Raw genomic sequence first — 25,997 nt, 5'->3', positions numbered from 1 at the left:
CGTTATCAGAGTTTGTCCGTGTAAGACCTGCTTACTGCGCAGAAACTTTCATCAACTCACTCATTTTTTATTGATAGCAATAGATAGCGTACAAAGTCATACAAGGATCAATAAGGCGGTTAGGATCACCAAAGCAACTGGCCTAACACAGGTGCAAGTAACACAGTGACCATGCCGGCAATCATCATCACCACGCTAGATACTACTCCTTCTTCGTGACCAATTTGATACGCTTTAGCGGTACCGGCACCGTGGGCCGATGCACCCAAACTGGCGCCGCGTCCCAAGCGTGATCGAATCGCAATCACGGTCAAAATACTTTCACCGATTGCCATCCCAATTACGCCAGTGAGAACCACAAACAGCGCGGTGAGATCGCTTTGCCCGCCAATCGCTTTGGTGGCTTCCACGGCAAAAGGGGTAGTAATTGAGCGCATCGCCAAACTGCGTTGCAGCAGTTCAGACAGCTCAAACACCCGCGCTAACACCACAGTACTGGTAATCGCGACCAGCACCGATACAGTCACACCGATTGACAGTGACAACCAATGGCGGCGGATGAGCGCGCGGTTATCATACACAGGGATCGCAAACGCCACAGTCGCCGGGCCCAGCAGCCACAGCAGCCAGTAAGATTGCGCCATGTAGTCTTGATACGGGATCTTAAACCCAACCACCACCGCGACAATCAGCAAGGGCGCGAGCAACAATGGCATCACCAGAATGGAGGGGTGGCGGCGATACAGCCATTTGCTCATGTAATAAAAGCCAAGGGTCATTAAAAAGCAGGTAACGCTCAATAGCGAGGCATGAAGCCAAGTCGGTAAAGCAGACATCATGGCTTAGCACTCCGGTTTTAGATCAGGGTGGTGCGCGTGGTGGTTACTGCGGCGGCGTGCCATTTTAACCTCAAAACGATACACTTTATCGACCACCCAAGCGGTTGACGCAATCACCATCGCGGTACTTAGAATCAGGACAACCATGATCTTACCGCCTTCTTGCAGCAATAAATCTTGGTAGTTGACCACCGCCACCACCGCCGGCACAAAAAACAGTAACATCTCGGCTAACAGCCAGGCTGCCCCGCGACGCAACCAATCGGCACGGACAATTTTCAACATTAATGCGCCTAATAACAGCAACATACCGGTGAGGTTGGCCGGTAGTGGAATAGCAAAGGTGGTGACCAACCAATCAGACAAGAACCAAATGCCAGCAAGGACAAAGACTTGTAGTAGGGTAAGTAAGGCGTTTTTAATCAATTGCATCGAAGGCGTGCCAAGAATCTGTGAGATGGCTCATAGTTTACGTCTTAGCAGAGAGTGAATAAAGTGACTTTTTTTTATTTAAACTATGCCAAAATGGCATGGTTGACGATTAGCTTTTAAGGGCCGTTTATGGATATTCGTGCGTTGCGCTATTTTATTGCTTTGGTGGAAAAGCAGAGCTTTACTGCCGCATCGGCGTCATTGCATGTGACGCAACCGACAATCAGTAAAATGGTGCGTAACCTTGAGCAAGATGTGGGTCAGCCATTGTTGCACCGAGAGGGAAGGCGGTTTTGGTTAACCGATGCTGGAGAGGTGGTGTATCAGCGTGCGCAGAGCATTATTGCTGAGTTCGAGCAGCTAAATACCGAGCTCGACGATCTCAACCAACTGGCGCGCGGCCAGCTTAGATTAGGGATGCCACCGATGATAGGGCCGCTGTATGCCAATGTGCTGCGTGAGTACCGCCAACGCTACCCAAATGTCGCGCTCAGTATTGTCGAATACGGAGGGCGGCGCACCGAACAAGCGCTGATCAATGGTGAGATTGATGTGGCAATCACCATGCTCACCGACACCCAGCCTGAGTGCTTGCAAAGCTTACCCTTACAAACTCACCCCATCTATGCAGTGCTGCCTAATCAAGCCGCGTGGCGTGCGCAAAAAAGCCTGACGTGGCAGGCAGTCAAAGACGAGCCGTTTTATCTATATAGCGCTGAATTTACTCTAAGCGATCGGATTATTGCCCGTTGTGAAGAGCACTGTTATCAGCCCACCATTGCCGCGCGTAGCAGTCAGTGGGACTTTTTAGCCGCCTTAGTGAAAAGTGGTGCTGGGGTAGCGTTTTTACCCGCGCCCTTGTGCCAGCGCCTCAGCGCCAGCTTGGAAGACAGTGAGTTATTACTAGTGAAACCGATAAGCCCGGCGATTGAATGGCAACTGGGGTTAGTCTGGCACGGCGAGCGCTATGTCTCACGCACCGCCGAGGCTTGGATGCAGTTGTGTCAGTCGACAGAGGTGCATCGATAGACTCAGCGCTTTGATCTACAACGCCTTTTAGTACGCAATATGGTGGGGATCTTAAATTCGATGCATAGAGACAGCGTGATGTGGGACGAAGAAACTCGCTAAAATTTAGTGATTGACGACATACTCGTTATAACACAGTTTTACACGTCATCTTCCGACAACATTTGACGACAATTACGAACTGTTAGTACGCGGATCTCATGGCTTAAGCTATAGATAATACGATAGTGACCAAAAATTATTTCACGATAGTTATTAGTATTGGGCATTTCAGGAACAAAGCGCCCCATTTCAGGCATACTTCCAAGTAGTTCAGTTTTGTCAAAAACTTCGTTTACCCACTTTTCCGCCGCAGGTGGATTATCCAAAGAAATAAATTCCGCTGCATCGCCTAATTTCTGAAGCGCTAATGGAGACCAAACTACTTTCATTTCTTAATGCGCCCCAGTACTTGAGCACGAGCATCATCATTTGAAACACCAAGGCCTGAAGCTAATTGAGCTTCAGCTGTACGCATTTCTTCCAGTAACTCGATCTTCTCTTGCATTGCTTCATACTCTGCAACATCGAGAACAACAGCTACACCTTTGCCATGCTGTGTGATGACCAATGGACGGCGAGTCTCATTGATTTGTTTGATGTAAGAAGCTACACCTGCACGAAATTCAGATAACGGCTGAATATCTTGATCGAAATGAATACGACTCATATTGAACTCCAAAAATAGTACAAAATAACGTACAAATTATAGTTCAGTTAACCGTTTTGAGCAAGGAGTTGGAGTTGATTCTGTGTTAATGGGCATTGGCTATGACCACATCTGTACGATATAAAAATGCCAGAAGACCTGCAGATAACAAGCACAAGGTTAGGTGCGGACGAAAAGTAGTCTCGCGTAATACTTTGCCACCGAATGAAGCTTTCTTTATCTTCTGCAGCCACTTACTCGCTCCTCCCCCTTGACATTGTATTAGCGCGCATTGGCGATCTCCCAAAACCGTTATACGCACTGTTTTCTACCTAACTGTCTGTTACCAGGAGAATTTATCACCTCTAATGGATACTGCTCTTCCGCGAAAGTGTGCCCGCCGCGTATCTCTGCTCCAGTATTCACACTATCCCCAAGCGTTAATATGTAACCGATTAACTAATCGACGCTTTTAATCATCCATTCTGGGAAAGTGTGCACCTGTCACGGATAAAAACGACCGCTTTGCGTTTATCTGGCCGATACACAGGTTAACCATCCTGTGTTTTTCCATGCTACCGCCAGTTAGTTGTCGGCACCTAACACGCTATTGAGTGGGTAGATTTGGGATTAGTCTATCAAGGGCTGTTTTGTTTTTCGTGCGCTATTGTCCAAAGTGTTAGGTAAGCCATATTTTGTGAGGTGGGTGCAAGAAGTTGGTTAGAACACAAGGAGCGAATTGGGTTGGTGGGGTGAAGTGCGCGATTAGAACGACTTTAGTATGTCCGTTTTGGCGGCGATAGTCAGCGTAAATGGCTTCATTGTGTGTCTTCGGCATCGATTTCGTGGATAAAGTTATCGATGTCATACTCCGCATCGCCACTCTGTTCGCCCTCCACGAGAAGTTGACGCAGTGTATGCAGTTTTGTCTCTTGGTTTTCGAGTAAACGCAGTGCGGCGCGAACGACTTCACTTGTCGAGCTGTAACGCCCCGTTTCGATTTGGCTAGCGATAAAGCCATCGAAGTGTTCACCTAGGGTAATACTTGTATTCTTTGCCATGGTTAGAGCTCGTTGATACCAATGTATACCTAATAATGGTATTTGGCGTGCGTGAAGGCAAGATGACGGCCATGGGCGATAAAACCTATGCGACGAGCAATGTGCGCGAGCTCTTCTCGCGCACTGCTGAGGATGGGGTGTTGCTGTATCCGTCGCGAAGCCGATTAGTGCGATTGCGCTGAATGGGTGGTGGCAGAGCGCGTTGCTTTTGTGGTTTGGCGCGTCGGTTGCGGGCGCTTTTGGTTGCGGTGGATTTGATATTGTTGCCATGCAAAGGTCACCACAAAACAGCCTGTGAGTAGCAATACAATGGTCGGGCCTGGCGCGCTGTCGAGGTAAAACGAGAGGGTGACGCCGCCTACGGCGGTGACCAAGGCAATTGCACAGGCAATCCATAACATGCGGCTAAATTGTTTGCTGAGCATAAAGGCGGTGACGCCCGGTGCAATCAACATCGCTACCACTAAGATAATCCCCACGGCATGTAAGCCCGCCACAATGGTGGCAATCATCACCGAGAGCAGGAGCCAGTGAAGCTTTTGTACGGGGAGTCCGAGCACGCTGGCTTGTGCAGGGTCGAACGAGAGCAGCATTAAATCTCGCCCTTTAAGCAGCACCAGCGCAAGCACGACTAAGCCAGTGATGGCGGCGGTGAGCAGCTGTTGGTGGTTAATCCCCAACAGGTTGCCAAATAGAATATGATCAAGGTGCAAATCAGACGGGAATTGGCCTTGCAAAATCAGCCCCAGCGCGAAAAAGCCAGAAAACACAATCCCCAGTAAGGTGTCTTCTTTCACACGGCTATTTTGTTTGAGCCAATGCACACTGGTGGCGCATGCGGAGCCCGCGGCAAAAGCGCCGACAATCAGCGGCAGGCCAAACAAGTTTGCTAGCACCAATCCCGGCAGCACCGCGTGTGCCACGGCATCGCCAATCAATGACCAGCCTTTTAACACCAAATAGCATGAAAGCAGCGCGCAGGGTAGTGCCACCAAGACGGCCATTAGCAGAGCATCTTGCATAAAAGTCAGTTGATACGGATTCATTGCAGTGCCTCCTGACGTTTGGCGCGCCGCGCGAGGATCCCGTGTTTGGGGCCGAACACAAAGGCAGCTAAGAAGAGTCCCACTTGGGCCAACACAATCAGTGCGCCGGCGTTAAGGTTAGCGAAATAGCTGATGTACACCCCAAATAGCGAGGTGAGTGTGCCAATGACACCGCTCAGTACCAACACGGGCCCGAAGCGATCGCTCAGTAAATAGGCGGTGGCGCCGGGGGCGATCACTAAGCAAATCACCAAAAAGGCACCGACACTTTTAAGAGCCGCCATGGTGCAAGCACTGAGCAGCGCAAAAAACAGCACTTTAAGCCCCACCACAGGTAAACCAATGCAGCGGGCGTGGCTTTCATCGAAAAAGGTCAGCATAAAATCACGCCATTTCACTGCCAGCACGGTGAGGCTCACCAAGGCAATGATCAGCATTTGCATCGCATCGAGCGGGGCAATGGCGAGCAAGTTGCCCAGCATAATTTGTTGAATATCGACCGCGACGGGCGAAATCGAGACCAAAAAGAGGCCGAAGGCGAAAAAGCTCGAGAAGATTAAACCGATGATCGCATCTTGTTTTATCTGGCTACGTTGGTGCAAAAACAGCATCACGCTCGCGGCCATGCCGCCGGCAACAAAGGCGCCGAGTGAAAAGGGCAAGCCCAGCATATAAGCGCCGGCAACGCCCGGTACAATCGCATGGGAGAGGGCATCGCCCATCAGCGACCAACCTTTGAGCATCAAAAAAGCCGAGAGCAAGCCGCACACGCCGCCAATCAAGGTGGTGACCAGCAATGCTTTTTGCATGTATTGATAGGCGAGGGGATCGAGTAAGCTCATTCGCGCCGCTCCTGCGCGCTTTGTTCGCGCTTGCCGTACACCACCAAAGGTCGTTCATCGTCGGAAATGACCGATAGCTCGCGCGGATCGGCATCTTGGTGGAGTTTCTCACTGGGCATCACATACTGGCGCAGTTTGCCGCCAAAAATGGCACTCAGGTTCTCGGTGGTAAACACATGCTCGGTGTGCCCGCCTGCCACCACCGCGCGATTGACCAGCACGGTGCGATCGCAAAAGTCGGGCACGGTGCCAAGGTTATGGGTGGCAATTAAAATGGTTTTGCCTTCGTCTTTGAGCTCGAGCAGCAAACGCATAATCGACTCTTCACTGGTGACATCTACGCCAGTAAAGGGCTCATCCAGTAAAATCAGCGGGCTGTGCTGAGCCAGCGCGCGGGCGAGAAAGACGCGCTTTTTCTGTCCGCCGGACAGTTCGCCAATTTGGCGCTGGCGAAAGGCTGTCATATCCACCCGGGCCAAGGCCTCATCCACCGCTTGATGATCCGCCGCTTTGGGGCGACGCATAAATGACATCTTGCCGTAGCGGCCCATCATCACTACATCTTTTACTAACACGGGGAATGACCAATCGATTTCTTCGGATTGAGGCACATAAGCGACCAAGCCTGCTTTTTGCGCTTGCTTAATGGGAGTGCCGTTCACCGCAATGCTGCCACTGCCGGGATTCACAAACCCCATGATCGCTTTAAATAAGGTGGATTTGCCGCTGCCATTGGCACCCACCAAGGCAGTGATGGTTTGCGCTGGCAGCGAGAAGCTGGCGTGCTCAAGGGCACACAGGCCGTTTCGATAGACGACACGCACCTCGTTGACATCTAACACACTGGGCGTGCCATCGGTTAAATCATAGTGCGTCATGGCGCAACCCCGCTAACACGGTTTCTGTGGTCACTGTCAGTAAGGATAGATAATCAGGCACCGGTCCGTCAGCTTGACTGAGCGAATCGACATATAAAATGCCGCCATAGCGCGCGTCGGTTTCCACGGCGACTTGTTTGGCAGGCGCATCAGACACGGTACTTTCGGAGAACACAGCACGCACTTGGTGTTCTCGCACGGTATCAATCAGCGCGCGAACTTGTTGTGGTGTGCCCTGACGCTCAGCGTTAATAGGCCATAAATAGGCTTCGTTGAGGTTCAAATCTCGCGCCAGATAGGAAAAAGCGCCTTCACTGCTTACTAGCCAACGCTGGGATTCAGGGACAGCGGATAGCGCGTCTTGCGCACGCGCGAACACAGCTTGAATTTTTGCCTTATAGGCCTTGGCATTGGCTTGATAATGAGCTTGATTGGCAGGGTCGTATTTAATCAGAGCTTGCGCAATGTTATCAACGTATTGCATTGCATCAGAAGGAGACATCCACGCGTGCGGGTTGGGTTTGCCACGATACGGGCCCGAGGCAATCACAATTGGCGCCACTCCCTCAGATAAGATCACATTCGGTACCTTATCAATGTGCTGGAAAAAACGTTCGAACCAGCGCTCTAAGCCTAATCCGTTCCACATCACCACATCCGCATCTTGCGCGCGCAGAATATCTCCTGGAGTGGGTTGGTAATTGTGGATCTCCGCGCCGGGTTTAGTGAGCGACACTACCTCGGCATGCTCGCCCGCTACGTTGCCAGCCATATCCGCGAGAATGGTAAAGCTGGTCACCACTTTTAACTTGTCCGCGTGTTTTAATTGGTCGGCGTGCGCCATCGGAGAGAGCAAGAGCGCCGCAATAATTAGCAGGTGTTTTCTCATAAGCGTTAATCTCGTTCATTATGCATGTGACTACGGCGCGATATCGCCAGCCGATCATACTTTAAAGATAACGGTTATGATAATCATTCTCAAGTGGGTGTTGGTAAAAAGGGCACACGAGGCGCCCTGTCGTCACGTTTCCTGTGATCTTTTACTAATCACGAATGGTGTCGTAGCGCGCCCATTCCATAATGGTCCAATCTTTCTTCTGCGCGTGCAGGCTTAAGTGCGGGTCGGGATTGACGGCAAAGGCGCTGTCGACTTGCTCAAGCAAGGGGACATCCCAGTGCGAGTCACTGTAACCATATGTGTGGCCGACAGTGTCATGACGGTCAGATAGCCATGCCTGCATGTAGTCGTGCTTGCCACGATAATCACGCACGCAATGCGATATGCTGCCCGTATATACGCCATTTAATGTTTCAAGCTCAATCGCAATCACGGTATCGAGTTTGAGCAGTTTGCCAATCGGACGCGCTAGGTGGGCGGCGGTGTTGGAAACTAACACACAGTGATCGCCGCGGTTGCGATGCCACTCGATACGCGCTAATGCTTGTGGTACCACCACGGGAGCGACGTGCTGATCGATAAAGTCGGTGGCCCAAGCAGCCACGGTTTGAATCGATTTTCCTTTTACCGGGATCAGCTGCACTTGCATATATTGCTCAAGGTTGATGCGGCCTTTTTTAAAATCCAAATACGCCCGCTTCTCTTGCTCGACCACGTTTTGCGGGGCGAGATTGCACTGGCAAAGGTATTCCAGCCACGCTTGTTTGGTGTCGGTAGCGACCAGGGTTTCGTCTAAGTCGAAGAATGCAATGTTAATAGGTAATGTCATAGCTAAACTAATTTTTCTGTATTATTGCCGCCATCGTAACTAGAGACTATGACGAAAAGGTTTCAGTGTTGATGCGACAAAAAAGCCTTGGCATGTGGCCAAGGCTTTTTTAGTTTACTGAGTCTAGCAAGTTACTGGCGAATGCCTTCTACGTGCAGCTCCATATCAACGTATGTGGCAGGGCCCATAGTGGGAATACCAAAGTCTTCTAGCTCCAGGCGGGTGTTACCCATAAAGCCAGCGCGGTAGTTGCCCCAAGGATCTTCACCGTGACCGACGAGTTCAGCGTCGATTTCAATTGGCTTGGTTTGGCCATGCAAAGTGAGATCGCCTGCAATGGTCATTGAGCCGTCGCCGTTGTCGGTTACGTTGGTGCTTTCAAAGGACGCTTGGCCATATTCGCCTACATCCAAGAAGTCACCGCTACGAATGTGCTTATCACGCTCAGCGTGGTTAGAATCAATACTGGTTGTATCAATCGTCACCGACACACTTGATGCGCCAATGTTATCTGGGTCGAATTCAAACTGGCCGTCAAACGTATTAAAACGACCTTTGGTAAAGCTGTAACCTAGGTGTGGCACTTTGAAGTTGACCGAGGCATGTGCGCCTTTGGTGTCAATCATATAAGTGTCTGCCAGTGCAGGCCCAGATAAGAGTGTCGCGGCGCTCATTCCCATGGCTAACATGAGTTTTTTCATTTCGGGTTTCCTCCGATCATCTTCCGTAACGTATTGTCTTTATCTTTAAAATGGTGTTTAAGTGCCATAATGGCATGGCCTGCTGCTAACACAATCAAGGTGATGGCGACGTAGTAGTGTATATCGCCAGCAATGTCTGATTGATTGGGAAACAGCTCCCCTGCGCTCGGCACGGTAAACCAGGTGAATACTTCAATCCCACGTCCGTCTGAGGTTGAGATCAAGTATCCAGAGACAAACAGTGTGGCAAGGAGCAGGTAAATAGTATGATGGCCTGCTGTTGCCGCTTTACGTTCCCAAGCCTTACCTTCAACGGTGGGCATAGTGTGTGTTGCTTTCCACACAAGTCGACCAACAGTCGTTATCGCCAGTAATATGCCTATCGATTTGTGCCAGTGTGGCGCAGTTTGATACCAACTACTGTAGTAGCTCAAGTCGACCATCCACAATCCGACAGCGAAAAGGCCAACGATAACGAGACTCGATAGCCAGTGTAGCGTACGCATAACGCGATCGTAGCTATTTTTCGGTGTCATTTGTTCCCGCTCCCAATTACTAATCCAACACAGTATATAAGGTGAACGGCAATATAGAAGCTGTTCACCTTGAACATGATGTTCGAATAATTCTAACGAACTCTGTGCGGTGTTACGACTCGCTAGCGGTCCAGCTTAGGCTTAATGAGACAGAGTCGGCAAATCTGAGTGCATGCGGCTTATCAATGGTCACTTGTGCGTAGCGCACCCAGTGATGATCACGTGTAATCTCTAAAACACCCGCAACCAGCTTTTCGAGTAAGAGAAAACGTCCGTTCTCAACATAGTCAATAATCGCTTTGGTTATATCTTTGTAATTGAGTGCATCATCAACGTTGTCTTCTTCACACGCCTTGTGGCCTGGATAATGAATCTCGACATTGATGACTACGTCTTGTTTTTTCTCCTGCTCGTCAGGATTAAACCCAATGTAAGTACGTAGGCGCAGGTTGGTTATTTTAATCACAGCGTCGTTCATAGTCGTTTCCTGGTCACGAAAGTTAGATAAGATGGCGGCCGCCATCAAGTTTGATGGATTGGCCAGTCATATGTTGACTCGCAAGGATAAATTCGCATGCATTCACCACTTCTTGCTCACCGGGGACCGATCTTAATAGTGACTTACGGCGTGCTTTTTCTCGATAGGCTTCATCATCGCCATCATTAAACATGATTAATGCTGGTGAAATACTGTTCACTTTGATTGATGGTGCCATTTTCTGTGCAAACGAGAGGGTAAGATTTTCGAGCGCAGCTTTGCTGGTAGCATAAGCGGTGTGTTTGGCACTGCCTTTTTGCGCGACATAATCGGTGAGATGGATAATATCACCCTGTTGCATCCAGCGAGGCGCGGCCATATTGATGAGATAAGGTGTTTTTGCATGGATTTGCATCATGTTATCAAACAGCGATGCAATATCTTGGCTGTGTTTCTCACTGTCCCAAGATGACGCATTGTGGATCAATGTATCGAAAGTGGGATTTAAAGCATCAATGTGGTCAATGAAGGAATAAACGCCCTCATCCGTTGAGAAGTCTGCGTGCAAACAACGCGCGCCCCGCGCCCTTAAATCGGCCACTTGAGGGCGCTCGGAACGATAAGATAACGTTACCTGGTGACCCTGATTGAGAAAGTGGCAGGCGAGTGCGTAGCCAATGCGCTGTCCGGCGCCAGTAATCAATATATGCTTTTTTGTCACGCGTGTCCCTTTGCATTTATGTATGAATGGCATCAATAACAAGGATTAACGGTTCTATTACGTTTCATGCACTTATCGCGATCAAAGATAGCGTTATATTGCACATAACGATAGCATTTACCCAGTTAACTCGCTGATTTCGTGCCATAAGCAACAAAATTGACACCCGATGTCGTGTTTGAAGAAGGGAAAAAAGATGAAAATTTGCCAATGGGCGCAGTACAGTGAATCTGAACGTGTGTATCACGATACCGAGTGGGGCGTACCGACATTTGATGATCAAGCGATCTTTGAGTTCATTTGTTTAGAGGGCGCGCAAGCAGGATTAAATTGGCGGCTAATACTGGAAAAACGGCAGGCTTATCGTGACGCTTTCTCTCACTTCGATTTTTATCAGCTTGCCGCGGTGGCTGAACCAAATATTGCTGAGATCATGGCCAACCATGAGATTGTCCGTAATCGACTGAAGGTGGCCTCTGTGTTTACCAATGCCAAGGCTGCAGTAACGCTGGTGGAACAGTACGGATCATTGGCTAGAGCGATTTGGCAGTTTACCGACGGTGTGCCCATTGTAAACCATCACCAATCGGATGCCGATGTCGCCACGGCGACGGACGAGTCACGCGCCATGAGCCGTTTTTTGAAAAAGCGCGGCTTTAAATTTGTGGGAGAAACCATTTGTTATTCGTTGATGCAAGCGCTGGGCATGGTCAATGATCATGTCGTCACGTGTCCGCGGTATCAACCCTGTTGCGAACTGGCCGATTCGGTGAAAGCGCACACTCAGAAGTAACGGCGGAATTGCCAGAATCGCGCTTGCCAGTAAGGATTATCAATTCGTGACACTGTCACGCCCTTGGAAGCTGACGCATGCATAAATCGCTGCTCGCCAAGGTAAACACCAACATGACGCAAGCCTGGGCGGATATGAAAGAACACCAGGTCGCCTTGTCGTGCGGATTGATAGTCAATGGCATAGCCGGTTTTTGCTTGGCCGTGGGTGGTGCGCGGTAGTGGCGTGGCGAGCGCTTCTTGATAGACGCGTTGCGTATACGCTGAGCAATCGATGCCTTGGCGTGAGGTGCCTCCCCACCGATAAGGGGTGCCTTGCCACTGACGATAAAGTTGGGTAAGTACTTGGTCTAGCGCTTGATCGCTAATCGTTTTGTCCGAACTAGGCATGCCAGCTGTCGTTGCGGCGTCACGCTGCGTTGCACAGCCTGCCTGCAATAGGGCAATAAGCCCCAATATCATTACTTGTCTAGTGAATTGAGTAAGCGTCAGCGTTTTCATAAATACGGCTCACCTAATCATACCGCAAAGTTAGAGCTAGTATATCGCCATTATCATCCGCTGATGTAAAGACTAATCACACGTTATACCTCATCCTTGAGTTTGCACTAGAAAAGTGCAAGTACAATTTTGCTAGATGTTTTTTATTCTTTTTTTCATCACGATGCCTTTGGTTTCTTCGCCTTTTAAGTACTTAAAGCGTTTTTTTCTCTGAATTCTTCTCTTGAACAAAATAAAGAGAAGCGTCCCTTTTTTGGTGCGCTCTTGCACTATTTACTCTTTTATCATTATTACCCATGCTGTTTTCACGTTGTTTAAGTCATCAATGCAGATAAATCAATTGTTTTTTGTTTTCTGTAACGACGATTGTCTTGCTTGGTATAGGGCGACACGTGATGAGACAGCGATCATAGGATGAATGTCATTGGTTTAAAAAACCTCATGGAGGATACATGAAAGGAAAACTTCAGACGATCAGTGCAGTAATGCTGACAGCGGCAGCGCTGTCGACAAATGTCTTTGCTGCTGAATCCGGTTCAACCTTGGATAAGGTTAAATCACAAGGCTATTTGACCTGTGGTGTGAGCACGGGGTTGCCAGGTTTTTCAAACCCTGACTCTGACGGTGAGTGGAAAGGGATTGATGTGGCGTATTGTCAAGCCGTAGCGGCAGCTGTATTGGAAGACAAGGAAAAAGTGAAGTTTGTGCCTTTAACGGCCAAAGAACGGTTCACGGCATTGCAATCGGGCGAAGTGGATGTCTTATCGCGCAATACCACGTGGACATTGCATCGTGATACGGCGCTTGGCCTAAATTTTGTCGGTACCACGTTTTACGATGGTCAGGGCTTTATGGTTTCGAAAGAGCTGGGAGTGGAAAATGCCAGTCAGTTAGACGGTGCATCGATTTGTATTCAATCCGGTACCACTACGGAATTAAACATTGCTGACTATTTCCGCAAAAATGGTATGTCTTTTAACCCTGTTGTTTTTGATACCGCGTCGCAAACGGCTGCTGGTTTTGATTCCGGGCGTTGTGATGTTCTTACATCAGACACGTCACAGCTTTATGCGCTGCGCTTGAATTTGAAAGATCCCTCGTCTGCGGTTGTACTGCCGGACATTATTTCAAAAGAGCCACTTGGGCCTGTGGTCAGGCAGGGTGATGATGCCTGGTTTAATGTCGCTAAGTGGGTATTGTTCTCGCTGATCAATGCGGAAGAGTATGGGATAACCTCTGAGAACGCCGATGACATGTTGAAATCGAATGACCCGAACATTCAGCGGATTCTCGGTGTTGATGGCCCTAAAGGAAAGTCGCTCGGTTTACCGGACATGTGGGGTTACAACGTTGTTAAACAGGTGGGCAACTATGGAGAGTTGTTTGAGTCGCAAGTGGGTTCCGGTTCACCATTAAACATTTCACGTGGCGTGAACGCACTGTGGAGTGATGGTGGCTTCATGTATGCGCCACCGATTCGTTAAGTAGAAACCTAATACTGGATGCGAAAGAGCGATGTACTATCGCTCTTTTTAGCGATGTTTAAGTAAGTTGGTAGGTTATCGAAACATGAGCACGCCATTTATTTCAGAACAGAACGCTCAGAAGACGAGCATAATCTATAGCCCCGCTTTCCGATCAATACTTTTTCAAGTCCTATCCCTGATCGCTATCGTGGCATTTCTCTATTCAATTGTTAGTAATACGCAAGCCAACTTGGAGGCGAGAGGGATCACCACAGGGTTCGACTTTTTATCAGAAAAAGCGGGCTTTAATATCTCGATGTCATTGATTGAATACAGTGGCAGTGACACCTATGGTAGAACGTTTTTTGTCGGTTTGCTAAATACCGTCTTAGTTTCTTTTCTCGGTATTGTACTGGCTTCAGTACTTGGGTTCATTATTGGTGTGGCCCGCTTGTCTTCCAACTGGCTAATAAAGAAGATCGCGTCTGCCTATATCGAGATATTTAGGAATATTCCTTTACTACTGCAAATATTTTTCTGGTATTTCGCGGTGCTACAAACCTTGCCATCTCCTCGTAATAGCTTGAGTCTGGGAGAAGCCATTTTTCTCAATGTACGAGGTTTGTATGTTCCCTCTATTGGTTTTAACTCCGAAGGGTATTTTTTGCTTGGTACCCTTATTCTAGGTGTGTGCTTTACCTTTGTTGCGCATTTGTGGGGGAAAACCTATCAAGCACATACAGGGAAGCAAGTGTCAATGGGGCGCGTCGCGTTGATGTTTTGTATCGCCGTTCCCGCTGTTGTATTCCTTTTTAGTAGTAGCCCGGTCACGGTGAATATGCCGGTGTTAAAGGGGTTTAACTTTTCTGGTGGTATCACAGTGATCCCCGAATTAGTGGCCTTGTTACTCGCTTTGAGTATTTATACCGCAGCGTTTATTGCAGAGATCGTACGCTCTGGCATTAACTCAGTGAGCGATGGGCAAAAGGAAGCGGCGCTGTCTTTAGGTATTGGCCCTGTGAAGACCTTAAAGCTTATTGTGATCCCTCAGGCGATGCGGGTCATTGTTCCTCCATTAACCAGTCAATATTTAAACCTGACGAAAAACTCTTCACTGGCGATGGCAATCGGGTATCCAGATTTGGTGTCTGTATTTGCCGGAACAACTTTAAACCAAACTGGGCAAGCGATAGAGATCATTGCAATGACAATGGCCGTTTATCTCACACTCAGCCTTGCCACATCGCTGGTCATGAATGTGTACAACAAGAAAGTTATGTTGACGGAAAGGTAGTGGTATCAGGATGAAAAAATATCATTTTAAGGAAGATGAAGCGCCACCTATCGATAATCATGGTGTTTTTTATTGGGCGAAGGAAAACCTCTTTAACAGTCCTTTAAATGTGGTGCTAACCATTGTTGTTTTGACGGCACTGTTTGCGGTGATCCCCCCTGCTGTCAGCTGGGTGATTGTCAATGCCGATTGGGTTGGCCAAAGCCCCGAAGCCTGCAGCAGCAGTGGTGCTTGTTGGGCTTTTATTGGTGTGCGTTGGGACCAATTTATGTATGGGTTTTATCCCACTGAGGAGTTATGGCGACCGCAGCTCTTTTACGGCACGCTGGCGATATTGGTCGCGCTGCTTATATACGATAAAACTCCTTATAAACGTTGGATAGGCGCATTTGCGATTAGTGCTTACCCGATCTCAATTGCAACGCTATTGTATGGCGGTGTTTTTGGCTTAGAAAAAGTCGAAACCCATATGTGGGGGGGACTATTAATTACCCTTATCATTGCCTTGGTTGGCATTATTGCTTCTTTGCCTATTGGTACTCTGTTGGCGCTTGGCCGCCGATCTACCATGCCAGTTATACGATCGTTCAGCACGATTTATATCGAAATCTGGCGCGGTGTCCCGCTTATCACTGTGCTATTCATGGCATCGGTTATGCTGCCTTTGTTTCTTGCCGAGGGCACAAACATCGACAAGTTGGTGAGAGCGCTGATTGGAGTGGTGATGTTTGCCTCTGCCTATATGGCTGAAGTGGTGCGAGGTGGACTGCAGGCGATCCCCAAAGGACAATATGAAGCAGCAGATGCGCTGGGATTAACCTATTGGAAAAAGACCATCCTGGTTATCCTTCCTCAGGCGTTAAAGATTTCTATTCCATCGATTGTTAATACCTTTATTAGTCTCTTTAAAGACACCAGCCTTGTCTTAATTATTGGGATGTTTGATGTGCTAGGGATTGGGCAAACTGCAAACACTGATCCAGAATGGCTGGGGTTTGCCACTGAAAGTTATGTTTTTGTGGCTTTTGTTTTCTGGATTTTTTGCTCTGGTATGTCTCGGTATTCAATTTGGCTTGAGAAGCGCCTACATACGGGCCTTTAAGCGTAGCGGCAGTAAGGATATAAAAATATGGATGTTATGAACAAAGACTATGTCATTGAAATAAAGAAAATGAACAAGTGGTATGGTGAATTCCATGCGTTGAAAGACATTAACCTTAAAGTGGAAAAGGGCGAGAAGATCGTTATCTGTGGGCCGTCGGGATCGGGAAAATCGACCATGATCCGATGTATTAATCATCTGGAGGAGCACCAAAAAGGTCAGATAACCGTTGCGGGTGTGCCTCTAAATGACAATATCAAGAACATCCAAGCGATACGGGATGAAGTGGGCATGTGTTTTCAGCATTTTAATTTATTTCCCCATCTGACCGTTCTAGATAACTGTACGCTTGCCCCGATTTGGGTGAAAAAAATGCCAAAATCCGAGGCTGAAGAGATCGCTATGCAGTACCTAGAGCGGGTGAAAATTCCGCATCAAGCCTTAAAATTCCCGGGACAGCTATCTGGTGGCCAGCAGCAACGTGTTGCCATTGCACGCTCACTGTGTATGAACCCAAATGTTATGTTGTTTGATGAGCCCACATCAGCCCTTGATCCAGAGATGGTACGAGAAGTGTTAGATGTGATGGTAGAATTAGCGGAAGGCGGAATGACTATGCTGTGTGTTACGCATGAAATGGGGTTCGCTAAGGAGGTAGCTGATAGAGTGATTTTTATGGATGCTGGAGAAATCATTGAACAAAACACGCCCGCTGAGTTTTTTAATACACCCCAGTTCGATCGGACTAAGCAATTTTTAGATCAGATTTTAAGTCACTAATGAACAGCTTGGCCCGCCTATGGCGGGCCAAGCTGTTTAAGCAACATTTTTTATAAAACCCATTTTCACGCACTGCCCTTAATACAATTCCGCCCTGCCTCTTTGGCTTTATATAACGCCTTATCCGCTAATTGTAAAACGTCTTCGGGCGTATCTGCCTGCGAGGCATCGGCATATCCGATACTCACGGTAATGTTAACGGGCTTTTTATCGCTCGCTCGCCCGCGTTTTTGTCGGCCTTGTTTGTCATCATGAGGGCGAGATTGATCGCGTAGCACTAACGGATAGTGAGCAATATCTTCGCGTAATGCGTCGAGAAAAGGTAAACAGTGCTCAGTGGTTTTGCCTTTGAACAATAAGGTGAATTCTTCGCCGCCATAACGAAAAGCACTGGCGCCTCCCTCACAGCACGCCATTTGCTTAGCCACAAGCTTAAGTACATCGTCACCGATTTCGTGGCCATAGGTGTCGTTAAATTGCTTGAAGTGGTCAACATCGAGCATGGCTAAAGTGTAGCGACGACCAAGGTGTTTTAGTTCATCTTCGAGTGCGCGTCGTCCCGCAATTTCGGTGAGCCCGTCGACGAACGCTAATTGATGGCTGAATGATACTTGGTTGGCAACCAACAGCAGGCCTGCGAGCGAAAATACGAGTGACGATATAAACGGCACATTAAAAAACACCAAGGTAATCGTGCTGCATAATACGCTAATGAAAGCCGCATGATCTTCAATACTATTTTTGCGCAAAAGGCGAAGAGTACTGATACAAATTAAAATAGAGAGCAGCACAATCAGCAGCACGGGCATGGGGCTAACCGATGCCGCCCTGACTAAAATAGGATGCTGCTGAAAATAGGAAGATAACTCGCCGAATTGCTGCACCAGTAGCGCACACCACCCGATTTCCATACCTATAGCGAGAAAAAAGAACACCCCAAACCGAGAGGTGAGCTTTTGGTCGCGTACGATGATCATATAGAGCAAATTAATGGGCAGCGCGACTGCTAAAAGCAAGTACTCAAGATAAGTCGTCCCTTGCTCAAGCGGGGATTGAAGTCGCGTTAGGATAATCGTGTATCCCACTAATAAGATAATGACCATCATACCCACGCGTGCGCTTTTGAACAGATGGCTTAAAAGCAGCGCAGTGAGCAAAAGAAAATAGGGGGCAGCATAGATGAGGTTGTAATAGGGGGCGAGTGAGGTGACCAAAGGGTGATAACCTGCCGCGAGGAGTAGCAATAAAGCAATCGGGGTCCCCATTCGGACCGCAGATGAACGTAAAAGCCCCATGAAACCTCTTCAACGGGTTGAGGTAACACCATTAGCTATCACTTTTTAACGACTCGCTAGGCACGTAGGCTGTGATAATTGCAATGGTTTAATGATAAACGTTATTTAATGATTAGATTATCATTCTCCAGGAAAAAAGAAAGCCAAGCAATGGCTCGGCTTTCTATCAAGTCACCAACAGTAATTAGCTTTCAGTCGTGTCCGAGAGCGTGAATACCTGTGTTGGTTTGGCAACAATCGAACGGGTGGTCTCTTTAATATCAGCAATAACCACTTCTAGGCTATCGCCAAGCTTGAACTCAACGTTACCGTCGATAGTCACTGTGCCTGTCTCTTTATCACAGGCAATCCGGGTTTTGTTGTCCAAGATCAGTGAGCCAGGGATAAACGCCGGTGCACCATTTTCGAGTAGGCGGACACGCATACCCGCGCGGTTAATATCAAAGATCTCTGCGGTATACCGAGTCTGTGCTTCAACTTCTGGTTTGAGCAAACGGGTATAAAGCCAATCAGCCACGTCACGCTCGGCCATACGGTGATGTTTACGGTGGCCGGCAAGCTCTTCACCCACGGTATCGGCCGGGGCATTGGCTTCGGTTTCGCCGCGAATAATTGCTTTAAGCAAGCGGTGGTTGATCATATCACCGTATTTACGGATAGGTGATGTCCACGTGGCATAGACATCTAAGCCCATTGCGTAGTGTGGCGCTGGCTCATGACCAATCTCACTGTATGCTTGGAAGCGGCGCAAGCGGTTATCAAGATAGGTGGTGTCTAGGCTGTTTAACCAGCGACGGAGTGCACTGAAGCCTTCGACGGTTGCTAGGCTTTCGCTGTCCGCCTCGCCGTCGTGCGCTTTTACCAGCTCGACCACATCGTCGAGCTTTTCACTGTTAAAGCCAGCATGGGTATTAAAAATACCGAACCCAAACGATTCGCTTAGCTTACGACCCGCGCAAATGTTAGCGCTGATCATCGACTCTTCCACAATGCGATTAGCAATACGACGCTGATCCGTGTGAATAGCAATCACATCGTTATCTTCACTGAGTTCAAAACGATAATCAGGGCGATCTGGGAAGGTCACTGCATGAGTTTCACGCCATTGAATGCGTGCTAACGCAAATTGGTGAAGCTGATGAATCTGGTCAGCGATCGCCGGTGTTTGCGGTTGCCACTGAGCTTGCTCGCCTTGCTCGATGTAATCCGACACCTTGTCGTAGGCTAGCTGGCCATGTGATTGGATCCATGCGGAGAAAAACTCTGCGTCATCGGCAATGGTGCCATCCGCGGCAATATTGAAGGTACAACAAAGTGCAGGGCGCTGTTCGTTTTCACGGAGGGAGCACAAATCATCACTGAGATCACGCGGTAGCATCGGGATATTGCGCCCAGGTAGATAAATGGTGAATCCGCGATTACGTGCAACCTGGTCGAGTTCATCATCCGCATCAAYATAGGCGGTAGGATCGGCAATTGCCACTGTCATGCTAAAGCCACCTTGTGGGTTGGCTTCCACATACAGAGCATCGTCCATATCTTTGGTCGATTCACCATCAATGGTCACAAAGGGAAGATCGGTGAGGTCACGACGCGTAAGCCCCTGCTCTAACATTGGCCATGCGTCTTTAGGCGCAGGCTCTTGGTTAGGTAGGTTGTGCTTGGCTAAGGTGACCCACCAAGGGACAATTTTGTCTTCTGCGTCGGTGATCTTTTCACTGATTTCGCACAAAAAGTGGTCATCTCCTTTAAGAGGATGACGCGTCAGCGATGCAACGACCCAATCACCTTCTTTTAAGCCGTCTTGTGACAGGCCGCGCTTTGTTTTCGCGCGTAAGGCGTCTTTCATTTGTGGATTATCAGGCACGACATTCAGACGGTTACGAACCCACTGCACGCGACCGATAAAGCGATCCAAACTTGGTTCAACCAGTGTTTCTGGCTCTGCCACTTCCCGATCTTTTTCAGTACGAACAATGGCTTCTACGCGGTCGCCATGTAGTACCTTTTTCATATACGGTGGTGGGATAAAAAAGCTGGTTTTGTCGTCAACTTCGAGAAAGCCGAAGCCTTTCTCGGTGGCTTTTACCTGTCCTTCTTTTTTGGGCAGGGTTTCTTGGATCTGTTGCTTTAACTGCGCGAGCAGGGGATTGTCTTGAAACATAACTTGGGTCTCGATTAACGGATCGCCACACTATACGTATTCACTGTTTCAAAACCAACCCGTGGCAATAAAATCCTGTGAACCACACCAGGCTCCTCGTGCTCTGTTTTGTTTGTATTTTTTTTGTCCACTATTTGTTGGCTTCATCGACAAGCTGCGAGATATATGTCCATGAGGTCTGTTTTTTGTGAACTTGTTCAACTTTTTCTGGCTTTTTTGGTGTAAATAGCGCAGTATATTCACCCTTAATGACTGAGGCCCGTAGCGCTGGTGACTAACACTGTATAAAAGACAGTGTTTCATGGTTGAGCAGAACGCTGAAGGGGCCCCGTTTCGCTACACTCATAGATTGGGATCCCAATGCAAGAATCTGTAACCAAATTTCGCCAGTTAGATCTGGCCGACACCCTTTTGTCTGCGCTTGACTCAATGGGCTTTGAAACACCAACACCTATCCAAGCCGCCTCCATTCCTGCACTCCTCGAAGGTCGTGACGCACTCGGTAAAGCGCAAACCGGTACCGGTAAAACCGCTGCTTTTTCACTACCGTTGTTGAACAAAGTTGACCTAAACCAACACAAACCACAAGCGATTGTGATGGCACCAACGCGTGAGTTGGCGATTCAGGTTGCTGCAGAGATGAAAACGCTGGCACAAAACATCAAAGGCCTCAAAATTCTTGAGATCTATGGTGGTGCGTCGATTGTTGATCAAATGAAAGCGCTAAAAAGCGGCGCGCACATCGTGGTGGGAACACCGGGTCGTGTAAAAGATTTGATTAACCGTGACCGTCTTAAGCTTGACGAAGTTCATACCTTTATTCTTGATGAAGCCGACGAAATGCTCAAAATGGGCTTTGTCGACGACGTCACTTGGATCATGGAGCAGGCACCAGAAAGCGCACAGCGTGTTCTTTTCTCTGCGACCATGCCGCCAATCGTAAAACAAATTGTTGATCGCTTTTTGCGTGATCCCGCTCGTGTTGACGTGGCCGGTAGCAACCGCACTGTTGAAAAAGTAGAGCAACAATTCTGGGTGGTTAAAGGTGTCGAAAAAGACGAAGCGATGAGCCGTCTACTCGAAACCCAAGACACGGATGCATCGATCGTCTTTGTACGTACTCGCCAAGACACTGAGCGCCTGGCCGACTGGCTATCAGCTCGCGGCTTTAAAGCGGCAGCCTTGCATGGTGATATTCCGCAATCATTGCGCGAACGCACGGTCGATCATTTGAAACGTGGTGTGATTGATATTTTAGTGGCAACCGACGTGGTTGCGCGTGGTCTCGATGTAGCCCGCATCACCCACGTATTTAACTATGATATCCCGTTTGATGCTGAATCGTATATTCACCGTATTGGTCGTACTGGCCGTGCCGGTCGTGCGGGTAAAGCAATTTTGTTGGTCCGCACCAACCAAATGCGGATGCTGCGTACCGTCGAGCGTGTTACTCAGACTAAAATGGAAGAAATCCAACTGCCGAATCGCGATAAGGTCGCTGAGGCACGTGTCGCTCAACTGGCCAGTGAACTGGCTGAGAAGAAAGATGGCGATGCGATGGGTCCATTCGTTGAACTGATTGAGCAACTACAAAACGATATTGACGTTGATGCAACCACACTGGCTGCTATGTTACTCCAGCGCCAGCAAGGTAAACGTCCTTTGTTCTATAAAGGCCCAGACCCAATGATCGCGGCAATGGATCGTGAAAAGCAGCGTCGTGAACGTCGCCGTGATGAACGTCCAAGTGGTACTGATCGCCGTGATACCAACCCAGCTGACTGGGATACGTATCAGTTAGATGTTGGCCGAGAGCAAGGCGTACAAGTAAAAGACATCGTAGGTGCGATTGCTAACGAACTTGGCTTGAACAAGCAGAATATTGGTGCAATCAAACTCGCACCTGCTCATACGTTTGTGCAGCTGCCAAAAACCATGCCGAAAGAAGTCTTTGCGCAATTGCAAAAACTGCGTATTCGCCAAAAAGAGACCAATGCACAACGTGTTGAAGGTCAGATCATGCGTGAACGTCGTGGTGGTGACCGTAACGGCGGTGGCCGAGGCCGTAGTGACCGTGATAGCCGCGGTGGCCGTGGTGAACGTCGCTTTAACCGCGATCGTGGTAATGAGCGTCGCGCGCCTGCACGCGGTGAGCGTCGTCAAGCACAATAAATAGTTTAAAGCCGAGCAGTGATGCTCGGCTTTTTTGTTTGTGTCTGCGATGTAATGCCTTGTTCGCAGGGTATTAACGACGTGGATATAGGGCTTTTCATTGATATTGCTATGATGAAACAAGGCCGATAGAGTTAGACGGCGAGGTGGACTCGCCATGCCACTGTTGTTACGCGTGGTAGGTAATGGAGCCTACACACCACGGCGTGTTAATGATGAGTTGCCCCTGTCATGATTAACTTTCAAAATACACTGCGTCTTCTTGGCATGCCTGTTTTATGGATGGGCATCGTGCAATTTGTTTTCGGGCTTTTGTCGTTGTTTATTTTTCGCGACGGTGTCTCGACACTCTTTTTCTATCCCTCCTTACTCATGATGCTGGCATCATTAGTGATTTCTTGGTTATTTCGTAAAAGTAAGCTCAATCAGGTCACCTTTCGCGATGCCTTGTTGTTTTCAACGCTGACTTGGGTGTTGGTGGGGCTACTTGGCGGAATACCAATAAAGCTAGTGACAGGCGTTAACTTTGCCGATGCAACGTTTGAATCTATTAGCGCACTGAGCACCGCCGGAGCAACTATTCTCAGTGGTCTCGATGACATGCCAGCGGCATTTCTGCTGTATCGCCAATTTCTCCAGTGGATGGGAGGTTTAGGCGTTGTTATCTTTGTGGTTGCGGTGTTACCCATGCTCAACGTGGGGGGCATGCGGTTGCTTAAAGCAGAAACGCCAGGCCCGATCAAAGATGAAAAGCTATCGCCACGTATCGCTAAGACCGCGCACTATTTGTGGGGGGTTTATCTGGTGATTACCTTGGCCTGCGCACTGGCGTATTATCTTGCGGGAATGAGCGCATATGATGCGATTGCACATAGCTTTTCCACGGTATCAACGGGTGGATTTTCAACCCATGACGCGAGTATGTGGTATTTTCAAAGTCATACGCTGCTTATGATTGCGAATGTCTTTATGCTATTGGGCGCGATTAACTTTGCGCTACATTTTCGTATTTTTCGCATCGGTTGGCGTGGTTTGAGGCTCTACATCGACGATGAGGAATCACGTGTGTTTCTTATTGTCGTGACGTGCATGTCGGCAATACTTGGCTTATATCTTTATAGTGAAGCACGCTACGACTCGCTGTGGGCCTCTCTTAGCTTTGCTGCATTTCACGTGGTGTCGTTTATTACCAGTACCGGCTTCGGTGCTGCTGACTTAAGTACTTGGCCGGCGGCCACGGCGTTGTTTTTGGTGTTTTGTGCCTATCTCGGTGGCTGTTCTGGCTCAACCGCGGGCGGGAATAAAATTATTCGTGACATCATTACGTTTAAAATTATCCGTCGCCAACTTCATCAATTGGTTCATCCGTCGGCAGTATTACCGATTCGGTATCAAGATAAAGTGGTGTCGAACGATGTGACCCAAGCGGTCATGGCGTTTATGTCGCTTGCCTCGCTGACGACCGGTGTCTTCACGCTATTAATGATGACAACCGGTCTCGATTTTTGGTCCTCTTTTACCGCTGTTGTGGCATGTATTAATGTCCTTGGCCCTGGGTTTGGCGAAGTGGGCAGCAACTTCCAGCCGGTCACAGACACCGGGATTTGGATACTCAATGTTGCCATGATCCTTGGGCGCTTGGAGTATTTCACCGTCCTTGCACTGTTTATGCCTCACTTTTGGCGTTGGTGAACCTGGCGTTTAAACWAGCTGTGTCGAGGGTTCGGGTTGCAATGAAGCAACAAATTGCTCGATATGGTGATAGCGTGTATAGGGGTTTAAAAATACAGCTTTTTCTCCAGGAATAAACAAACATTGCCCGTGATGATCAAACTCTGTATGGGCAATGGATTCTACCCAATTTGTTTGTAGCTGTTTGCCTTTGCGGTTGAGGAAGTGTTGACGGTGAAACAAGCTATGTTGAGTGATGCTATCCACTTTATCACCAACGTGGTGAAGTGACTGCTCTTGTTGAAAAACGGCATCGACGTTTAGGGTTGCTGAAGGTTGATATAGACGAAAGGCGACTGTTGGCCCGAGATTATCTTTCGCAACAACTTTGCAGTGAGGAAGTGACGATAAGTGTGCTTTCAGGTATTCGGCATTTTGTAAGCCGTGTCCTACCATTGTTTGATAGCCGCGCTTGCCAAGCATATTCAACGCGCAATAACTCCCATAGACACCCGCGGCACCACGAGAACATTCTATGGTCGACTGCAAATGCGTTTGCGCTGTTTTGTTTGACTCGAAATAAGAGAAGTAGTGCGGATCTTGTTTTAGGTACTCCATATCGGCTTGGTGCTTAAACATCACCAAGCTTGCGGTATAGGGGACATATCCCCACTTTTGAAAGTCGATGGTCACAGAATCCGCAAAACGGAGTCCACGAATTTTTGGCGCTAATGCGTGAAGCTTCTCTAATAGATTGTTGTTAAAACCAATAGGGTTGGTGTCGAACGCGTAATCATTAAACATGATCAGTGGCCAGCCGACGGCGGCATCAACATGAATATGTGGTTTCACCGTGACATTAAAGCGTTGGCAAGCTTGCTCATTAATGCGACAGACACGCTCAACATCGTCAATCGCAAATGTATCTGTCGTACCAAAGGTGAGTAAGACAGTAGGGACGGGAATGCCCTCGGCAAAACAGTGATTGAGGGTGCGAGAAAAGTCATCCAGATCGAGCCGATTATTGCTATCGACTTCGATTCGGAGCGCTTGTCTGGGGATATCGGTGCCCAATAGACCTAAGTTCGTCATATTGGAGTAGTGACCCGCAAGTGAGTTAATCATGCGGAAGTCTTGCCCTTGCAACCCGCGTTGCCCGGAATGGGGGAACTGTTTTCTCAATCCCATTAAATATCCATACAAATTACCAAAGGTACCACCTTGCGTGAATATACCGGTAGATTGATCAGGTTCGTAGCCAATGAGATTGGCCATTTGCCGGACTAACGTCTTTTCTAACTCGACCGATAAACCCGCATATTCACTGTAGACTAGGTTAGGATTGGCCATTGTGGCCAGTAATGCACCGTGTATAGCAGGATCGCACGGTGCGGTAATCACATTTTCGACCGATCGAGGTGACGTCCAGTCTTTCGAATGGGTTGCCGCTTGTAATGCAAGCTTGGGAAAGGTGGTGGCGCCTAAGTCACTTTGTGTGGGGATCTCGGTTTGTTGCTTCAGTAACACATCACTGCTTTCAAACGCAGGCTGCATGCCATTCGCAAGCCAGTGCGCTAATTCTGGTGTGTGATAAATAGGCCAACGCTTAGGATCACGATTAAAAAAATGTTGGCGGATTGTTTGATACTGACTTAAAAAAACGGGCGTTAACGCGTGGGATATCAGTGAATGGGACATAACAACAACCTTTAACGATGATGATCAGGCAGTGGTAGTGCCGCCTGATCACGATGCTTAAAGCAATAGAGAGTGATGGCCTTT

General features: G+C 48.4%; 26 protein-coding genes. 8 read left to right on the top strand and 18 right to left on the bottom strand.

All coding sequences use genetic code 11. The features are described from left to right. Positions 1 to 125 precede the first annotated feature (125 nt). Complete coding sequence (locus BZG76_RS11055) at positions 126 to 836, bottom strand: LrgB family protein (protein WP_028569767.1); 711 nt, start codon at positions 834 to 836, stop codon at positions 126 to 128. A 6-nt stretch (positions 837 to 842) separates the two neighbouring features. Next, the gene (locus BZG76_RS11050) at positions 843 to 1,271 is read right to left on the bottom strand and encodes a CidA/LrgA family protein (protein ID WP_077461392.1); all 429 of its coding nucleotides are present in this window, start codon (positions 1,269 to 1,271) and stop codon (positions 843 to 845) included. A gap of 129 nt (positions 1,272 to 1,400) precedes the next feature. Between BZG76_RS11050 and BZG76_RS11045 the strand changes: the two genes are divergently transcribed. After that, positions 1,401 to 2,300: a LysR family transcriptional regulator gene (locus BZG76_RS11045; RefSeq protein ID WP_077461391.1), complete on the top strand. Its 900-nt coding sequence runs from the start codon at positions 1,401 to 1,403 to the stop codon at positions 2,298 to 2,300. Positions 2,301 to 2,440: 140 nt separating this feature from the next. Here the strand turns inward: BZG76_RS11045 and BZG76_RS11040 are convergent, their stop codons facing one another. From BZG76_RS11040 to folM, 12 genes are all read right to left on the bottom strand, one after another. Further along, positions 2,441 to 2,731 (bottom strand): type II toxin-antitoxin system RelE/ParE family toxin, encoded by a 291-nt coding sequence (locus tag BZG76_RS11040; RefSeq protein WP_077461390.1) that lies wholly within the window; start codon positions 2,729 to 2,731, stop codon positions 2,441 to 2,443. Beyond that, entirely contained in the window at positions 2,728 to 3,009 is a 282-nt protein-coding gene (locus tag BZG76_RS11035; protein ID WP_021024253.1) for a type II toxin-antitoxin system Phd/YefM family antitoxin, read from the bottom strand. Before BZG76_RS11035 ends, BZG76_RS11040 begins: the two co-directional genes overlap by 4 nt. A gap of 797 nt (positions 3,010 to 3,806) precedes the next feature. Beyond that, a complete protein-coding gene (locus BZG76_RS11030; RefSeq protein WP_077461389.1) occupies positions 3,807 to 4,049 on the bottom strand; it encodes a type II toxin-antitoxin system ParD family antitoxin in 243 nt (80 codons plus the stop codon). 164 nt (positions 4,050 to 4,213) lie between these two features. Beyond that, positions 4,214 to 5,095 carry a metal ABC transporter permease gene (locus tag BZG76_RS11025; protein WP_077461388.1) on the bottom strand — a complete coding sequence of 294 codons (882 nt, stop codon included), beginning with the start codon at positions 5,093 to 5,095 and terminating at the stop codon, positions 4,214 to 4,216. Next, the gene (locus BZG76_RS11020; protein ID WP_077461387.1) at positions 5,092 to 5,937 is read right to left on the bottom strand and encodes a metal ABC transporter permease; all 846 of its coding nucleotides are present in this window, start codon (positions 5,935 to 5,937) and stop codon (positions 5,092 to 5,094) included. The genes BZG76_RS11025 and BZG76_RS11020 overlap by 4 nt, the downstream gene beginning before the upstream one ends. Further along, positions 5,934 to 6,815 (bottom strand): ATP-binding cassette domain-containing protein, encoded by an 882-nt coding sequence (locus tag BZG76_RS11015; RefSeq protein WP_077461386.1) that lies wholly within the window; start codon positions 6,813 to 6,815, stop codon positions 5,934 to 5,936. Before BZG76_RS11015 ends, BZG76_RS11020 begins: the two co-directional genes overlap by 4 nt. Beyond that, positions 6,802 to 7,704, bottom strand: a complete 903-nt coding sequence (locus BZG76_RS11010) for a metal ABC transporter substrate-binding protein (protein ID WP_077461385.1) — start codon at positions 7,702 to 7,704, stop codon at positions 6,802 to 6,804. The genes BZG76_RS11015 and BZG76_RS11010 overlap by 14 nt, the downstream gene beginning before the upstream one ends. Positions 7,705 to 7,858: 154 nt before the next feature. Continuing rightward, positions 7,859 to 8,542, bottom strand: coding sequence for an HAD family hydrolase (locus BZG76_RS11005; RefSeq protein WP_077461384.1), 684 nt, complete (start codon positions 8,540 to 8,542; stop codon positions 7,859 to 7,861). A gap of 131 nt (positions 8,543 to 8,673) precedes the next feature. Further along, on the bottom strand, positions 8,674 to 9,243 hold the full coding sequence (locus BZG76_RS11000) for a YceI family protein (protein WP_077461383.1): 570 nt from the start codon (positions 9,241 to 9,243) through the stop codon (positions 8,674 to 8,676). Continuing rightward, on the bottom strand, positions 9,240 to 9,779 hold the full coding sequence (locus BZG76_RS10995) for a cytochrome b (RefSeq protein WP_077461382.1): 540 nt from the start codon (positions 9,777 to 9,779) through the stop codon (positions 9,240 to 9,242). Before BZG76_RS10995 ends, BZG76_RS11000 begins: the two co-directional genes overlap by 4 nt. A gap of 112 nt (positions 9,780 to 9,891) precedes the next feature. After that, the gene (folX, locus tag BZG76_RS10990; RefSeq protein WP_021024263.1) at positions 9,892 to 10,257 is read right to left on the bottom strand and encodes a dihydroneopterin triphosphate 2'-epimerase; all 366 of its coding nucleotides are present in this window, start codon (positions 10,255 to 10,257) and stop codon (positions 9,892 to 9,894) included. Between the two features lie 22 nt (positions 10,258 to 10,279). Further along, positions 10,280 to 10,978: a dihydromonapterin reductase gene (gene folM / locus BZG76_RS10985; RefSeq protein WP_077461381.1), complete on the bottom strand. Its 699-nt coding sequence runs from the start codon at positions 10,976 to 10,978 to the stop codon at positions 10,280 to 10,282. A gap of 196 nt (positions 10,979 to 11,174) precedes the next feature. On the opposite strand from folM, the gene BZG76_RS10980 reads away from it, so the two are divergent. Further along, positions 11,175 to 11,771, top strand: coding sequence for a DNA-3-methyladenine glycosylase I (locus BZG76_RS10980; protein ID WP_077461380.1), 597 nt, complete (start codon positions 11,175 to 11,177; stop codon positions 11,769 to 11,771). On the opposite strand, the gene BZG76_RS10975 is transcribed toward BZG76_RS10980, so the two are convergent. Then, positions 11,762 to 12,271, bottom strand: coding sequence for a C40 family peptidase (locus BZG76_RS10975; protein WP_025744890.1), 510 nt, complete (start codon positions 12,269 to 12,271; stop codon positions 11,762 to 11,764). The genes BZG76_RS10980 and BZG76_RS10975 overlap by 10 nt on opposite strands. 452 nt (positions 12,272 to 12,723) lie before the next feature. Between BZG76_RS10975 and BZG76_RS10970 the strand changes: the two genes are divergently transcribed. From BZG76_RS10970 to BZG76_RS10955, 4 genes are all read left to right on the top strand, one after another. Then, positions 12,724 to 13,755: an amino acid ABC transporter substrate-binding protein gene (locus BZG76_RS10970; RefSeq protein ID WP_077461379.1), complete on the top strand. Its 1,032-nt coding sequence runs from the start codon at positions 12,724 to 12,726 to the stop codon at positions 13,753 to 13,755. An 85-nt stretch (positions 13,756 to 13,840) separates the two neighbouring features. Beyond that, a complete protein-coding gene (locus BZG76_RS10965; protein ID WP_077461378.1) occupies positions 13,841 to 15,031 on the top strand; it encodes an amino acid ABC transporter permease in 1,191 nt (396 codons plus the stop codon). 10 nt (positions 15,032 to 15,041) lie between these two features. Next, positions 15,042 to 16,133 carry an amino acid ABC transporter permease gene (locus tag BZG76_RS10960; RefSeq protein ID WP_077461377.1) on the top strand — a complete coding sequence of 364 codons (1,092 nt, stop codon included), beginning with the start codon at positions 15,042 to 15,044 and terminating at the stop codon, positions 16,131 to 16,133. 27 nt (positions 16,134 to 16,160) lie between these two features. Next, a complete protein-coding gene (locus BZG76_RS10955) occupies positions 16,161 to 16,913 on the top strand; it encodes an amino acid ABC transporter ATP-binding protein (protein ID WP_077461376.1) in 753 nt (250 codons plus the stop codon). A gap of 65 nt (positions 16,914 to 16,978) precedes the next feature. On the opposite strand, the gene BZG76_RS10950 is transcribed toward BZG76_RS10955, so the two are convergent. Both BZG76_RS10950 and BZG76_RS10945 read right to left on the bottom strand, forming a co-directional pair. After that, complete coding sequence (locus BZG76_RS10950; protein ID WP_077461375.1) at positions 16,979 to 18,208, bottom strand: GGDEF domain-containing protein; 1,230 nt, start codon at positions 18,206 to 18,208, stop codon at positions 16,979 to 16,981. A 184-nt stretch (positions 18,209 to 18,392) separates the two neighbouring features. Continuing rightward, entirely contained in the window at positions 18,393 to 20,372 is a 1,980-nt protein-coding gene (locus BZG76_RS10945) for an exoribonuclease II (protein ID WP_077461374.1), read from the bottom strand. A 360-nt stretch (positions 20,373 to 20,732) separates the two neighbouring features. Here BZG76_RS10945 and BZG76_RS10940 point away from each other — a divergent pair, with 360 nt between their 5' ends. Next, positions 20,733 to 22,544: a DEAD/DEAH box helicase gene (locus BZG76_RS10940; protein WP_077461373.1), complete on the top strand. Its 1,812-nt coding sequence runs from the start codon at positions 20,733 to 20,735 to the stop codon at positions 22,542 to 22,544. A gap of 231 nt (positions 22,545 to 22,775) precedes the next feature. Next, positions 22,776 to 24,236, top strand: a complete 1,461-nt coding sequence (locus BZG76_RS10935; RefSeq protein WP_077461372.1) for a TrkH family potassium uptake protein — start codon at positions 22,776 to 22,778, stop codon at positions 24,234 to 24,236. 9 nt (positions 24,237 to 24,245) lie between these two features. On the opposite strand, the gene BZG76_RS10930 is transcribed toward BZG76_RS10935, so the two are convergent. Further along, positions 24,246 to 25,913, bottom strand: coding sequence for a pyridoxal phosphate-dependent decarboxylase family protein (locus BZG76_RS10930; RefSeq protein WP_077461371.1), 1,668 nt, complete (start codon positions 25,911 to 25,913; stop codon positions 24,246 to 24,248). Between the last annotated feature and the right edge of the window lie 84 nt (positions 25,914 to 25,997).

Origin of the sequence: Salinivibrio sp. AR647 (assembly GCF_001995415.1) — a bacterium.
In the GTDB taxonomy this organism is placed as follows: domain Bacteria; phylum Pseudomonadota; class Gammaproteobacteria; order Enterobacterales; family Vibrionaceae; genus Salinivibrio; species Salinivibrio costicola.
Note: the sequence above shows the minus strand (reverse complement) of the source record. Positions and strands in the feature narration are given on the sequence as shown.